At 70.7% G+C, this 14,030-nt stretch carries 11 protein-coding genes, 1 pseudogene and 1 CRISPR repeat array; of the genes and pseudogenes, 9 read left to right on the forward strand and 3 right to left on the reverse strand.

Features of this window, described 5'->3' with window-relative positions; genetic code table 11:
• Both cas1e and cas2e read left to right on the forward strand, forming a co-directional pair.
• On the forward strand, positions 1–1,032 hold the full coding sequence (gene cas1e / locus ACGFIV_RS08830) for a type I-E CRISPR-associated endonuclease Cas1e (RefSeq protein WP_392833287.1): 1,032 nt from the start codon (positions 1–3) through the stop codon (positions 1,030–1,032).
• Positions 1,029–1,337, forward strand: coding sequence for a type I-E CRISPR-associated endoribonuclease Cas2e (cas2e, locus tag ACGFIV_RS08835; protein ID WP_392833290.1), 309 nt, complete (start codon positions 1,029–1,031; stop codon positions 1,335–1,337). Before cas1e ends, cas2e begins: the two co-directional genes overlap by 4 nt.
• Before the next feature lie 18 nt (positions 1,338–1,355).
• A CRISPR array of direct repeats spans positions 1,356–3,584; the repeat unit is 28 nt; unit sequence CTCGCCCCCGCGCACGCGGGGATGCTCC.
• A 59-nt stretch (positions 3,585–3,643) separates the two neighbouring features.
• Here the strand turns inward: cas2e and ACGFIV_RS08840 are convergent.
• Both ACGFIV_RS08840 and ACGFIV_RS08845 read right to left on the reverse strand, forming a co-directional pair.
• The gene (locus ACGFIV_RS08840) at positions 3,644–4,855 is read right to left on the reverse strand and encodes a hypothetical protein (protein ID WP_392833293.1); all 1,212 of its coding nucleotides are present in this window, start codon (positions 4,853–4,855) and stop codon (positions 3,644–3,646) included.
• A gap of 63 nt (positions 4,856–4,918) precedes the next feature.
• A complete protein-coding gene (locus tag ACGFIV_RS08845; protein WP_392833295.1) occupies positions 4,919–5,851 on the reverse strand; it encodes a nucleoside hydrolase in 933 nt (310 codons plus the stop codon).
• A gap of 99 nt (positions 5,852–5,950) precedes the next feature.
• Here ACGFIV_RS08845 and ACGFIV_RS08850 point away from each other — a divergent pair, with 99 nt between their 5' ends.
• Positions 5,951–6,655, forward strand: a complete 705-nt coding sequence (locus tag ACGFIV_RS08850; protein ID WP_392833297.1) for a DUF427 domain-containing protein — start codon at positions 5,951–5,953, stop codon at positions 6,653–6,655.
• 79 nt (positions 6,656–6,734) lie between these two features.
• Here ACGFIV_RS08850 and ACGFIV_RS08855 read toward each other — a convergent pair whose 3' ends face one another.
• Positions 6,735–7,034, reverse strand: coding sequence for a hypothetical protein (locus ACGFIV_RS08855; protein WP_358560980.1), 300 nt, complete (start codon positions 7,032–7,034; stop codon positions 6,735–6,737).
• Positions 7,035–7,330: 296 nt separating this feature from the next.
• Here ACGFIV_RS08855 and ACGFIV_RS08860 point away from each other — a divergent pair, with 296 nt between their 5' ends.
• The 6 genes and pseudogenes from ACGFIV_RS08860 to ACGFIV_RS08885 all read left to right on the forward strand — a co-directional run.
• Positions 7,331–8,755: a helix-turn-helix transcriptional regulator gene (locus ACGFIV_RS08860; RefSeq protein WP_358560982.1), complete on the forward strand. Its 1,425-nt coding sequence runs from the start codon at positions 7,331–7,333 to the stop codon at positions 8,753–8,755.
• The gene (locus ACGFIV_RS08865) at positions 8,752–9,648 is read left to right on the forward strand and encodes a phosphotransferase enzyme family protein (RefSeq protein WP_392833301.1); all 897 of its coding nucleotides are present in this window, start codon (positions 8,752–8,754) and stop codon (positions 9,646–9,648) included. Before ACGFIV_RS08860 ends, ACGFIV_RS08865 begins: the two co-directional genes overlap by 4 nt.
• 131 nt (positions 9,649–9,779) lie before the next feature.
• Entirely contained in the window at positions 9,780–10,874 is a 1,095-nt protein-coding gene (gene pcaC / locus ACGFIV_RS08870) for a 4-carboxymuconolactone decarboxylase (protein ID WP_358548952.1), read from the forward strand.
• A 331-nt stretch (positions 10,875–11,205) separates the two neighbouring features.
• Positions 11,206–11,409 (forward strand): cold-shock protein, encoded by a 204-nt coding sequence (locus tag ACGFIV_RS08875; RefSeq protein WP_358548954.1) that lies wholly within the window; start codon positions 11,206–11,208, stop codon positions 11,407–11,409.
• A gap of 125 nt (positions 11,410–11,534) precedes the next feature.
• Positions 11,535–13,295: an alpha-amylase family protein gene (locus ACGFIV_RS08880; RefSeq protein WP_392833306.1), complete on the forward strand. Its 1,761-nt coding sequence runs from the start codon at positions 11,535–11,537 to the stop codon at positions 13,293–13,295.
• A 170-nt stretch (positions 13,296–13,465) separates the two neighbouring features.
• A pseudogene (locus tag ACGFIV_RS08885) lies at positions 13,466–14,020 on the forward strand (DUF998 domain-containing protein); the annotation flags it as partial.
• Between the last annotated feature and the right edge of the window lie 10 nt (positions 14,021–14,030).

Raw genomic sequence — 14,030 nt, forward strand, 5'->3', positions numbered from 1 at the left:
ATGGCCGACATCTGGTGGAAAGCCCACCCCCACGACCTGCACCGCGTCTCCGACCGTGTCTCCAGCGTCTACGTCGAGCGCAGTCACATCGACCGTGACGAGAACGCCGTGGTCATCATCAACAAGCGCGAGACCGTCCGCGTGCCCGCCGCGATGGTCGCTGTCATGTTGATGGGCCCGGGAACCCGTGTCACCCACGGCGCGATCCGCCTGCTCGCCGACTCCGGCACCACCGTGTGCTGGGTCGGTGAACAGGGCGTCAGAATGTACGCCGCTGGGCTCGGCCCCGCTCGCGGTGCCGGGCTTCTGCACCGCCAAGCCTGGCTCGTCACCCGCACCAAGGAACGGCTGAACGTCGCCCGCGCCATGTACGGGATGCGCTTCCCCGGCGAGGACGTCTCCACCGCCACAATGCAGCAACTCCGCGGTCGTGAAGGATCACGCATCCGCAAGCTCTACCAGGCGCATTCACAGCGCACCGGCGTGGCCTGGAACCGTCGCGAGTATCGCGCCGGCGACGCCCATGCGGCGGGTGACGACCTCAACCGGCTCCTATCAGCCGCCAATGCCGCCCTCTACGGCATCTGCCACGCCGTCATCGTCGGCATAGGAGCCAGCCCCGGCCTCGGATTCGTCCACACCGGTTCCGCCATCTCCTTCGTTCTGGACGTTGCCGACCTCTACAAAGCCGACTTCACCATCCCGCTGGCCTTCGACCTCGCTGCCAAAGGCCTCACCGAAGAACGAGACGCCCGCATCGGCCTGCGCGACCGTGTCGCTCAGACCCGGCTTCTCAATCGCATCGTCACCGACATCAAAACCCTCCTCGCCCCCGAAAGCTCAGATCTCCTCGATGAGGATCTGAACCAACTCTGGGACGAGCAACTCGGCACCGTCGCAGGCGGCACCAACTGGGCCGACGAATCCGACCTGGCCATCAACCTCGGCCTCAACCTTGTCCGACCAACAATGGGCGAAGACCACATCGCTATCATCGGCCCCGAATTCGACACTCCCGGCGCCACCTCATGACCGTTATCGTCCTGATCGCCGCTCCCGAAGGACTCCGCGGCCACCTCACGCGCTGGATGGTCGAAGTCAACGCCGGAGTCTTCGTCGGTAACCCCAGCCGTCGCATCCGCGACCGTCTATGGGACCTGCTGTCCACCCGCATCGGAGACGGCCAAGCCATCCTCGTCGAGCCCGCCAACAACGAACAAGGCTGGACCGTCCGCACCGCAGGCACAGACCGTTGGCACCCCACCGACTACGACGGCCTCATCCTCTCAGCCCGCCGCAGAATCCAACCGAATGAAAACCGCCTCTCCACCACCTAATTGCCCAGCTCAGCAAGCCTCGCCCCCGCGCACGCGGGGATGCTCCCCTCGTCAGGTCCCCTTGCCGTAGTCGGCGATGCTCGCCCCCGCGCACGCGGGGATGCTCCGTTGCCCAGCGGCCTTTGGCAGGCGACGGTGCGCTCGCCCCCGCGCACGCGGGGATGCTCCCCGCGGGTCGTACACTTCGTCGCTGCCGCCCACCTCGCCCCCGCGCACGCGGGGATGCTCCCTCGCCGCCACCGTCGCCGAGGCCCACGACCTGCTCGCCCCCGCGCACGCGGGGATGCTCCCACGTACACGCCGGTGTCGAGCCCGTTGACGGCCTCGCCCCCGCGCACGCGGGGATGCTCCAGGGCCCCCGCGCGCGGGGGCCCTGTTGTGCGTCTCGCCCCCGCGCACGCGGGGATGCTCCGCTGTCGGTTACCTTGGCGCCCTCGACCCTGGTCTCGCCCCCGCGCACGCGGGGATGCTCCGGTGCACTACACCGGATCGCGCGTCGACCCGCGCTCGCCCCCGCGCACGCGGGGATGCTCCTTGTGCGCTCGGTCTCATCGGCTTGAAAGTGCACTCGCCCCCGCGCACGCGGGGATGCTCCCCGGCATAGTGGACAAGAGGACATGGGCGGCATCTCGCCCCCGCGCACGCGGGGATGCTCCTCAGTAGCTTTCCTTCCGACACGAGCAGAGAGACTCGCCCCCGCGCACGCGGGGATGCTCCTCATCTTCTCCACCCCGATCCAGAGGCGGTAGGCTCGCCCCCGCGCACGCGGGGATGCTCCCTACATTGACATTGCCGCTAGGACCACTGCGGACTCGCCCCCGCGCACGCGGGGATGCTCCCTCATCCCGCGCTCTCACGAGGTGCGGGTGTTCCTCGCCCCCGCGCACGCGGGGATGCTCCACCAGAACGCGAGGGTCGAGAGCGGGTTGCGCTCTCGCCCCCGCGCACGCGGGGATGCTCCTCGCCCGTGATAGCCGAGCATGCCAGTGGAGCCCTCGCCCCCGCGCACGCGGGGATGCTCCGCTGTTGGTTGGTACCGTGATCATTCTCGTAGACTCGCCCCCGCGCACGCGGGGATGCTCCGCCGGCCACCCGGTCGGTCCAGGTTTACCCCCCTCGCCCCCGCGCACGCGGGGATGCTCCCTTCTATGACGTGACCTTCTCCCCGAGCAAGAGCTCGCCCCCGCGCACGCGGGGATGCTCCTCACGACGACCTCCGAGGATTTGGTGGGGTGTGCTCGCCCCCGCGCACGCGGGGATGCTCCGATCAGTACATGGCGGAGGGGCCCGCCACCAGGCTCGCCCCCGCGCACGCGGGGATGCTCCGGCGGCGTGTACGCGGCGATGGTCACCGCGGGCCTCGCCCCCGCGCACGCGGGGATGCTCCGGCCCGCGCGACAGAGTTCGAGGCGTTGGCCCACTCGCCCCCGCGCACGCGGGGATGCTCCCTCCGCGTCCGATATGTCGACAACATTGACCGGCTCGCCCCCGCGCACGCGGGGATGCTCCGGGCACCGTGGTTTCGGGGAGGAAGGAGGAGGCCTCGCCCCCGCGCACGCGGGGATGCTCCCCCGGCACCGGAGGCGGCGGCGATGACCCCGGCCTCGCCCCCGCGCACGCGGGGATGCTCCCTCGCCGGTGGTGACCTTGACCCGTTCCCCGTCCTCGCCCCCGCGCCCGCGGGGATGCTCCCGCGCGGGAGCGGCTCTGCTACGCACCCTCGGACTCGCCCCCGCGCACGCGGGGATGCTCCCCGGTTCATGCACGCCGAACGGCACCTGGACCGCTCGCCCCCGCGCACGCGGGGATGCTCCCGCATTGCTAGTTCTACCTCGCGCCCGTCCGCCCTCGCCCCCGCGCACGCGGGGATGCTCCGGCGCCGGCGGTCACGTCCACGAGACGCTGCTGGCAGTGCTCGCCCCCGCGCACGCGGGGATGCTCCCGTGCAGGGCGTACCGGCTCTGACCGCGTCCGGCTCGCCCCCGCGCACGCGGGGATGCTCCCGTGCAGGGCGTACCGGCTCTGACCGCGTCCGGCTCGCCCCCGCGCACGCGGGGATGCTCCTGGGTAGAGGTCTCTCCCCACCCGTGGAAAGGGCTCGCCCCCGCGCACGCGGGGATGCTCCTACATGAGCAGCGGGACGCCGGACGGGCGCTGTCTCGCCCCCGCGCACGCGGGGATGCTCCCGAGCGGATCCTATGGATCCCCGGCGAGGGCGCCTCGCCCCTGCGCACGCGGGGTTGCTCCGGTGCCGAGTCCGAGTTCGACGTTGTGGGGGACCTTGCCCCGACAAGCTCGCGGGACGGTCAGTCGTGGCGGAGGATGAAGTCGTCTTCGGCGTCTCCCCAGCCCACGGAGCCTACGGCCCACAGCCGGGAGGAGCCGGGTACCCGGGTGATGCCGGTCCTGCCGATGTCGTCGGACTCCGGGTACTGCTGGTCGGCCCGCTCCCGCCGGAGCAGCGGGCCGTACGACGGGGTCCACTTCTGGCCGTCGAAGTGGAGGAAGAGCACCTGGCCCGAGTGGTCGGCGTCGATGCCGCTGATCCACACGTCGTCCGGCTTGGACGCCGTGACCCCGTCGAGTCTCCCCCGGGGGACCGGGACCTGGACCTGCTGCCAGGAGGCGCCGTCGAAGTGGAGGACGAGCGGGACCTCCGCCGCGCCGTCCGGGGGCGACACGCTGCCCACCGCCCACACGTCGGACGGTGTGACCATCCAGACCCTGCGCAGGACGCCCCCGGCGATCTCCGGGGTACGGCCGCGCTGCCAGGACTGGATGTCCGGCCCCGACACGGCGGTGCCGTGCCAGACCATCGGCGTGCCCGGGGTCCCGGGCGGGGCGTCGGTGCCGACCGCCCACACGTGGCCGGGCTTGGCGGTGACCGCCGTGAAGTACCCGTCGGCGCGCAGGGCATTGCGGAACCCCCGCCCCGTCCACTCCATGATCACCCCTTGCGAGGGGGTGCGGCCGACGAGCCAGGCGTGCTCCCCGGTGGTGGCGACGTCGGACAGGGAGTAGTCGTCGGCCACCCCGAACGGATGCCACCCGGTCCATCGGCCGCCGTCCCAGTGCGCGGCGTAGGCGCTCTCGGCGTTGCCGACGACCCACACGTCGTCGGGGCCGCCCGCGCTGACGCCGACCAGATGCCGGGCGTCAGAAGGGGAGACCGTCGTCTGGGTCCAGCGCGTGCCGTCCCAGTGCTGGAGGGCCGGGGAGCCCTCCCTGTCCTCCGCGCTGCCCTTGTATCCCACCGCCCAGGCGTCGCCCGGGCCGGTCGCCGCCACGTCGAGGAGCGCCGCGCTCCCTTCGAGTTTCGCGCCCTTGACGGGCTTCCACGCGGGGGAGACCACCGTCTCTCCCGTCGCGGCGGCGGCCGGGGAGGTGGACGGACGGCCCGGTGAGGACCCCGCCGCCGGGACGGTCGCCGACGGCGGCGTCCCCGTACGACCCCCGCCGCACGCCGTCACCAGAGCCAGGCAGGCGATCGCGATCGGCCACCGCCGCTTTTTCCCCATGGCACGGCATGCTCCCAGGAAGCGTCCCGGCCCCGCCACCGATCCGCCCCTGACGCGCCCGGGCTAGCCGATCCGCCGCGCGACGTCCTCGTACACGTTCAGGACAAGATCCCAGAAGCCGGACACGTCGAGCGAAGTGCCCACCAGGGCGTTGGGCGCGCGGCCGGCGAGGGCGAAGTCGGTCACGGTCATCCCCGAGGTGAACCGGCCCGCCGTCTCGACCTGGACCACCGCGGGCTCCAGCGTGACGAGTGCGGGGTCGATCAGGTACGCGATCGTGCAGGCGTCGTGGATCGCGGGGCCCTCGTCGGCCGTGACCATGCCGTAGAACTCCACGCACGGCACGAGCAGGTCGGCGCCGAGCCGGCCCATGGCCCGCATGCGGTCGACCACCTTCCCGACGGCGAGGGCCTGGCGGCTGACGTCCAGGCCGAGCATCGTCACCGTCCAGCCCGCGCCGAACGCGATGGCGGCGGCCTCGGGGTCGGCGGCGATGTTGAACTCGGCGGCGGGGGAGAAGTTACCCCGGGTGTACGAGCCGCCGAGGATCGCGAACTCGCGCGCCCATTCGGCGATCCTCGGCTCCTTGAGCAGGGCGAGGGCCACGTTGGTGAGCGGGCCGATCGCGACCAGGGTGATCTCGCCGGGAGCGTCCTTGAGCGTCTCGATGATGAAGTCGGCGGCGTGCCCCTCGCGCACCGGGAGCGTGGCCTCGGGCAGCCGGGCCTCGCCGAGGCCGAGCGGGCCGTGGACCTCCGCCGCGTCCACCCGGGCGCGCAGCAGGGCGCCCGCGCTGCCGGCCGTCACAGGGACGCCGGGGAAGCCGAGGAACTCCCGCAGCCTCAGCGCGTTGCCGGTGGTCTGGCCGAGGTCGACATTGCCGCCGACCGTGGTGATGCCCACGAGCGAGAGGGCCGGGCTGCCGTGCGCCAGCGTGATGGCGAGCGCGTCGTCGATGCCGGGGTCGCAGTCGATGATGATCTTCTTGGGCGGCACCCACCCAGCTTGGATGACGGCACGACATACCGGCAAGTCGGGAATATCGGTCGCGGTCGCTGGGTTGCCCGGACCATGGAGCCGACCAAGCGTGGCCGGGTGAGGGTTGAGCCCACCGCCAAGCGTGTCCGCGCGTACATCGGAGGACGGCCGGTGGCCGACACCTCCAGCGCGCTGCTGGTGTGGGAGATCCCCTACTACCCGACGTACTACTTCCCGACGGACGACGTCGACATGGAACGCCTCACGGCGACGGGGCGGACCGACCACTCGCCGAGCCGGGGCGACGGCGAGATCCACGACATCGAGGGCCGATCCGGCGCCGCCACCGTCTACGGCGACTCGCCCATCGACGAGCTCAAGGGCAGGGTGCGGTTCGACTGGGCCGCCATGGACGCCTGGTTCGAGGAGGACGAGGAGGTCTACGTCCACGCCCGCGACCCGTACACCCGGGTCGACATCCTGGCGAGCCAGCGGCACGTGCGCGTCGAGGTGGACGGTGTGACCGTCGCGGACTCGCGCGGCGCGCGCGTCCTGTTCGAGACAGGACTGCCGCCGAGGTACTACCTCCCGAAGACCGATGTCCGCTTCGACCTGCTGGAACACACCGACACGGTCACGCACTGCCCGTACAAGGGCCAGGCGGAGTACTGGTCGGTGGGGGGAAACAAGGACATCGTCTGGTCCTACCGGACGCCTCTCCCGGAGTCGCAGAAGATCGCGGGTCTGGTGGCCTTCTACGACGAGAAGGTCGACACCTACCTCGACGGCGTCCTCCAGGAACGCCCGGTCTCCCATTTCTAGGCCTCCGCACGCGTACGGCTCGCGCGTCTTGCCCTGCGCGAGCCGTACGGGAAACCGCGTCGGAGGATCGGAGGAGAGGTCAGCGCCGGATCACGTGCAGGACGCTGGCGATGCGCTCAGCCGCCGTGACGATGTCGGAGGCGTGGCCGATGCGGCCGGCCCACGACAGCCAGAACCACCACTCGCCGTCGGCGGCGTTGGCGGCGAGCACGTCCTCGGTGACGGCAGGGGCCATCGGATTGATCACGCGGAGGCGCGGATAGAGTCCGGTGCGCGCCGTGAGGCGCACCTGGAAGGCGTGGGCCTCCAACTGCGCGGCGAGTCGCTCCAGGTGGTCGATGGCCTCGGCCGACTGGATGCTTGGTTCTGCCGTCTTCATAGTGGTCTCCAGCGGGGACAAGGTGGGACCGGTTGGGGACCAGACTGAACCCGCGAGCTCCTACCGGCAATCAGAGCAAATCCACTGATATGTGGAATACCGTCGGTTGGGCGCCAGGTTTACGTGGAAACCACGCGGATGCCCAGGCATCAGTCCCATAACGCTGTAGGTCTTTAGGTGCCGACTGGTTAACATCTGGGAAACATCCGTAAGGCGGAACACTCCAGTGGCGGAGGGCGGACATGGCCCGTGGAGAGCATTCCCCAGCTTGCGCGCGGCGCTGGAGGGAGCAGGCCGTGGCCCGGCAGTGGAGCCCATGGCAGACGGCTCAGGCCATCAACAGCTGCTGCGGTGTGAGCCTTCTCAAGGCCCACCGCCTCGCACGCGGGTGGTCGGCGCGCCAGGCGATCGAGGAGCTGGAGCGGCTGTGCGAGACGCACTCCCTCGGGCTGCCCCGCGCCAGCATCGACCTGCTGAACGCCTGGGAGAACAACCGGGCGCGTCCCCGGCCGCAGACGATCGACCAGATCGCCCGGCTCTACTCCGCCAACGCCGTGCGCCTTGGCCTGGCGGCCGACTACTGCGACGACGGTGACAGCCCGAACGTCGTGGTCGTCACCCCGGCCCACGCCGTCCCCGCCGAGGACGCCGCCCCGCACTCCCGCGTCCCCACGCTGGACGCCGACGACGAGGCCGAGCGCCGCGCGCTGTTCCACCACGCCCTGCTGAGCTCGGGCCTCCCCCTCAACGGCCGCCTGCTGGCCGAGGTCGAGCGCACCCGCCAGGACATGGACCGCACGCTGGCCACCGGCACGATCAGCGAGGACCAGCTCGACCGGCTCGACGAGCAGGTACTGCGCTACCGCCGCGAGTACATCAAGAGCGCCCCGCTGCCGATGCTCTACCGGCTGATGCTGGAGATCGCCGACGTGCGCAGGCTCGTGTCGTCCCGGCAGCCCGCCGTCACCCAGCGCCGCCTGCTGAACGCCACGACCATGCTCGCCCTGCTCTCGGCCGACGCGCTGATGAAGCTCGGCGACACCCGCCAGGCCCACGCCTGGTACGGCACCGCGCGGGCGGCCTCCGACGACATGGGAGAGGTCCGGCTGCGCGCCCTCGTACGGGCGCAGGAGGCCATGCTGCCGTACTACTACGGCGACCTCACCGAGACCGTACGGCTGGCGCGCGAGGCCCGGATGCTGGCCGGGAGCGCTCCAAGTTCGCCCGCGGCGCTCGGCGCGGCGGCCGAGGCGCGGGCCCTGGCGCGCATGGGCGAGCACCAGGCCGCCCGCGTCGCGCTGGCCGAGGCCGAGCGCATCTTCTCCCGCATGCCCCGCGAGGGTGCCGACCACCTGGCCTTCCGCTTCTCCGAGAGGCGGCTGCAGTTCTACCGCATGGGCACGCTCATCGAGCTGGGTGAGGCCGAGCAGGTGCAGGAGTGGATCTCCAGGCCCTCCAGCCCCTACACGATCGACCCGGCGCTCGTCCTGCTCGACCAGGCGGCGCACGTCGCCAGGGACGGCGGGTACGAGGAGGCCTGCCGGCTGGCCGAGCAGGCCCTCACGCAGGTGCCGCCGGAGCACCGCACCTCGATCGTGGTCACCCGTGCCCGTGCCCTGCTGTCCATCGTGCCGCGCGGGGAGCGGCGCACGCCCGCCGCGCGACATTTACACGACCTGCTGGCGGAGGCGGGCCCGCAGCTCGCGCTGGAACGTCCATGAGCATGCTGGCGGACGAGGCCGCCGCGATCCTCGTGGAGGTGTGCGAGAGCGTCGGCCTCGACGCCCGGGAGGCGCAGTTGCTCCGCGTGCGGAGCAACGCGGTCTTCAAGCTCCGCGACGAGATCGTGGTCCGCATCGCCACCGCGCCGGACGCCCTCACGCGCCTGCCCGTCGTGCTGGCCGTGGCCCGGTGGCTCGCCGACCAGGGCTTCCCGACGGTCCGCCCGGCCGACGAGCTGTGCGACCAGCCCTTGGTGTACGAGGGGCGGGTGGTGACCTTCTGGCACTACGTTCCCGCGAGCGGGAGGCCGACGACCACGCAGCTCGGCGACATCCTGCGCAGCCTCCACCGGCTGCCGGTGCCGCCGTTCCCGTTGAAGCGGCTCTCTGACCCGCTGGCGGAGGTGCGCGACTCGGTGGAGCACCGCAAGGAGGTGCTGACGCCGTGCCAGCGGGCCTGGCTGCGCGACCGCGTGGCCGAGCTGACCACCCGGTGGGCGGAGCTGGACACGGCCGAGCCTCCGGTGCTGCTGCACGGGGACGCGTGGATCGACAACCTGCTGCGCTGCCAGGACGGCCACGCCGTGCTCTGCGACTGGGACGGCGTCGCCGTGGGCCCCCGTGAGTGGGATCTCGTGCACACCTACCACGGGCAGCGGCGGTTCGGGCTGACAGCGGCGGACGTCGACGACTTCGCCGGGGCCTACGGTTCCGACCTGCGCGCGTGGCACGGCTACCCGACGCTCATGGAGATCAGGGACATGTACGCCGTCGGCATCCACATCCGCAACGCGACCCGGGATCCGTTCTCCCGCAAGGAGCTGCCGCGCCGGCTCGACTCGCTCACGCGCGGTGACGGACAGGCCCGCTGGTACCTCGCGGAACCCGCCTGATCGTAGCCAGGCAAAATAGGTGGTGTCGCCCGTCGACGCCGGTTCCGATCAGGCAGAGAAGGCCTGAGGCGTATCGCGCGAGCGTGTGAGCACGAGGAGTGATCGGTCGGTCGCGGACGAGGGGAGGCGGCGTGGAACTGCGCTACGAGGTGACCGGGCCCGACGACGGCCCGCTGCTGGTGCTCGGGCCTTCGCTCGGCACCACGAGGCACCTGTGGGAGGCCCAGGTGGCCGAGCTGAGCCGTTCGTGGCGGGTGCTCCGCTACGACCTGCCGGGACACGGCGCCTCTCCCGCCGCCAAGGGCGAGTTCTCCATCGAGGACCTGGCGAGGGACGTCCTCGCGCTCGCGGACACCGAGCGGTTCGCGGTGGGCGGGGTGTCCATCGGCGGGGCGGTCGCGATGACGGTCGCGGCGCTGGCCCCCGAGCGGATCTCCGACCTCGTGCTCTGCTGCACCTCGGCGCGGTTCGGGGACCCGGGGCCGTGGCACGAGCGGGCGGCACGCGTACGCGCCGAGGGCATGGCGTGGCTGGCGGGCCTGGTGACCGCCCGGTGGTTCACGCTCGGGGTCGACCCGGAGCTGGCCGAGCCGGTGCAGACGACGCTGCTCGGCGCCGACCCGGAGTCCTACGCGCTCGCCTGCGAGGCGATCGCCGCCTTCGACCTGCGCGACCGGCTGCCGCGGATCACGGCGCGGACCCTGGTGATCGCGGGCGACCAGGACCCGACGACCCCCGTGGAGCACGCCGAGATCCTGGTCGAGGGCATTCCCAGCGCGCGCCTGGTCGTGGTCGCCGAGGCGGCCCACCTGGCCAACCTGGAGCACGCGGACGTCGTGTCCGGGCTGATGTCGCGGTTCCTCGGCCACGGCAGGGGCATCAAGGTGCGGCGCGAGGTGCTCGGCGACGTCCACGTCGAGGGGACCCTGGCCGCCGCCACCGACTTCACGGCCGACTTCCAGGACTTCGTCACCCGGTACGCGTGGGGGGAGATCTGGACGCGGCCCGGCCTCGACCGCAGGACGCGGAGCTGCGTCACGCTCACGGCGCTGGTCGCCCACGGTCACCTGGACGAGCTGGCCATGCACGTGCGGGCGGCGCTGCGCAACGGGCTGACGCCAGACGAGATCAAGGAAGTGCTGCTCCAGACGGCCATCTACTGCGGGGTGCCCGCGGCGAACGCGGCCTTCGCCGTCGCCCAGCGGGTGCTCCGGGAGGACGCCTGAGCACGCCCGGACGCCTCGCGGTTCGATCCCCTCCACGTCACTCTATGTAGTGAAATATCGGTATTTTCTGTGGTCTCCCAGGTGCATATGTGCGAGCGGCGCGCGACACGCGTGATTCGTTTGTGATTCGGCGGGACAGCCGGTAGGGTCGACCGTGTTGCAGTCGTAGTTTCCTCGAACGTCTTTTCCTTAAAAGCGCCCGCGGGAAGTTTCCTGACAGCGGTCGTTCTGCTTCTTCAGCGGTTTCGTGGATGCAGGGTATGGTCCGCTACGCAGCCCCGTTCCGCCGACCTGGCGTTACGGTGAAGGCTCCTAACAAGGAGAAGCAGAGTTGTCTGAAGGCACCGTCAAGTGGTTCAACGCCGAAAAGGGCTTTGGCTTCATCGCTCCGGACGACGGTACTGCCGATGTGTTCGTGCACTACTCGGCGATCACCTCCGGTGGCTACCGCAGCCTGGATGAGAACCAGCGAGTCACCTACGTGACCGTGCAGGGGGCCAAGGGCCCGCAGGCCGAGCAGGTTACCGTCATCTGACGACAGCCTTTCTCATCTGGGCCCGTACCGCATCACCGGTACGGGCCCTAAGCTTTTACCTGACCTCTCGCCCCCGGCTCGGCCGTGGCAGATAGTTTGCCGTCCCTTGGGGTAGAGGCGGGCGGGTGAGACTCACCCATACCTCAGACCTGTGGTGGAAGAACGCCGTCGTCTACTGCCTCGACGTCGAGACCTACGCCGACGGCGACGGCGACGGCATCGGCGACTTCCGCGGCGCCACCGAGCACATCGACCACCTCGAACGGCTCGGAGTGACGTGCGTCTGGCTGATGCCGTTCTTCCCGAGCCCCGACCGTGACGACGGATACGACATCACGGACTTCTACAGCGTGGACCCCCGGCTGGGCACGCTCGGGGAGTTCGTCGAGTTCATGCGCACGGCGCGTGACCGAGGGATCCGCGTCATCGCCGACCTGGTCGTCAACCACACCTCCGACGAGCACCCGTGGTTCAAGGACGCGAGGTCGAGCCGCGACTCGCGCTACCGCGACTGGTACATCTGGTCCGACACCCCCGAGCCGGACGACCCCAAGGGCGTGGTCTTCCCCGACAAGGAGAAGAGCCTCTGGGAGTACGACAAAGGCAGTGAGCAGTACTACTACCACCGCTTCTACCGCTTCCAGCCCGACCTCAACGTCGCCAATCCCGAGGTGCGCGACGAGATCGCGAGGATCCTCGGGTTCTGGATGGAGCTCGGGCTCTCCGGGTTCCGCGTCGACGCCGTCCCGTTCCTGGTGGAGGACGTCTCCAAGAAGGAGGACGCCGCCAAGGGGCGATCGGCGAAGAAGAAGGACGCCGGGAAGGCGGCGAGCCAGGGGCAGGACGGCAAGCTTCCCGACGTACACGAATTCCTGCGTGACATGCGGGCGTTCATGAACCGCAGGGACGGCAGCGCCGTGCTCCTCGGCGAGGTCAACCTCGAATACCCCGACCTGCTGAAGTACTTCGGCAACGATCTCGGCGACGAGGTCACGATGTGCTTCGACTTCATCGGCATGCAGCGCATGTACCTCGCGCTCGCCCGAGGCGAGGCGGGCCCGCTCGCCGACTCCCTCAGGGAACGCCCGGCGCCCCCGAGGGACAGCCACTGGGCCACGTTCGTCCGCAACCACGACGAGCTAACGCTGGACAAGCTGACCGAGGCGGAACGCCAGGAGGTCTTCGCGGCCTTCGGACCCGACAATGACATGCAGCTGTACGGCAGAGGGCTGCGACGCCGGCTCCCGCCCATGCTCGGCGGCGACCAGCGCAGGATCAAGATGGTCTACAGCCTGCTCTTCTCCCTGCCGGGCACGCCCGTGCTCTTCTACGGCGAGGAGATCGGCATGGGGGAGAACCTGAAGGTCGCGGGCCGTGAGGCCGTACGGACGCCGATGCAGTGGACGCCCCACAGGAACGGCGGCTTCTCCACCGCCGACCCGAAGTCGTTCCGCAATCCCCTGGTCGAGGGCAAGTACGGCCCCGAGCGCGTCAACGTCAGCGCCCAGCGCCGTGATCCTGACTCCCTGCTCATGTGGATCACCAAGCTGGTCGAGCAGTACCGGGGGTGCCCGGAGCTGGCCTGGGGGGACTACACGGTGCTGGACACGGGGGAGCCGTCCGTGCTGGCCCATCGCGCGGACCTCGACGGGGAGACCGTGGTCGCCCTGCACAACTTCGCCGGCCAGGAGGTGTCCTTCGAGCTCACCCTCGACGGCCTCGACGACGGCCGGGTGCTGACCGACCTGCTCGTCGACGGGACCGAGAAGATCTCCGCGGACGGCCGGGTGAAGATCGACCTGGACCCGTACGCCTGCCGCTGGCTGCGCGCCTCCGAGCCCGAGCTGGCCCCCGCCGACTCCGCGGACGTGGCCGGGAGCCGGTGAGCGCCGACCGGGTCCGCTCCGGGGTCGTCTCCCCTGGTGAGATGCGCTCGACCCTGATCTGAGGCCGCTTCCGGGCAGGCCGGCGTCGGGGTCGGCTCGGGGGCGCTCCAGGGCTCGATCCGGCCGATCTCCGATGCCTGTGTGTCATGCCGGCCGACAAAGTCACGTGTATGACGAATCGTTTGACGGCCGGCGGGTTCGCAGCCCTCGCGGGGGGCGCCGCTTCCATGGTCGCCCTCCATGTGAGCTCCGACCTGGACCCGCTCCGAGGCATGATCAGCGAGTACGCCTTCCATCCCCACGGGTGGCTGCTGGCGGCCTCGCTGACGCTGTTCGCCGTGGGCTCCGCGCTGTTCGCCATCGAGATGTCGCGGCAGGGGGCCGAGCGCGCCACCGTGGCGCTGGTGGGTGCGTGGGGCTGTTGCATGTTGATGATCGCGGCGTTTCCCACGGACCGGCCGGGGATGTCGCTGTCGATGTCGGGGGGCATCCACAGGTACGCCGCCTTCGCCGCCTTCGTGGCCATGCCCGCCGCGGGGCTGGTGGTGGCCTCCCGCGAGGGCGGGCGGGCCCGCCTGCTGCGATGGCTGAGCCTGGCCGCCACGTGCTTCCTGGTCCTGGTGCTGCTGCCCTATGCCGTGCGGATGTTCGGGGCCGACCCCGGCGCCGTCCCCGCCGGGCTGACGCAGCGGCTGGTGGTGGTCACCGAGGTCGTGATCCTCGCCCTGATCGGGC

This window comes from Sphaerisporangium sp. NPDC049003, from assembly GCF_043197795.1.
In the GTDB taxonomy this organism is placed as follows: Bacteria; Actinomycetota; Actinomycetes; order Streptosporangiales; family Streptosporangiaceae; genus Sphaerisporangium.

Excerpts from the sequence above, each read along its gene's own strand:
- cas1e (WP_392833287.1), top strand. The coding sequence starts at position 1 with ATGGCCGACATCTGGTGGAAAGCCCACCCCCACGACCTGCACCGCGTC.
- cas2e (WP_392833290.1), top strand. The coding sequence starts at position 1,029 with ATGACCGTTATCGTCCTGATCGCCGCTCCCGAAGGACTCCGCGGCCAC.
- ACGFIV_RS08840 (WP_392833293.1), bottom strand. The coding sequence starts at position 4,855 with ATGGGGAAAAAGCGGCGGTGGCCGATCGCGATCGCCTGCCTGGCTCTG.
- ACGFIV_RS08855 (WP_358560980.1), bottom strand. The coding sequence starts at position 7,034 with ATGAAGACGGCAGAACCAAGCATCCAGTCGGCCGAGGCCATCGACCAC.
- ACGFIV_RS08865 (WP_392833301.1), top strand. The coding sequence starts at position 8,752 with ATGAGCATGCTGGCGGACGAGGCCGCCGCGATCCTCGTGGAGGTGTGC.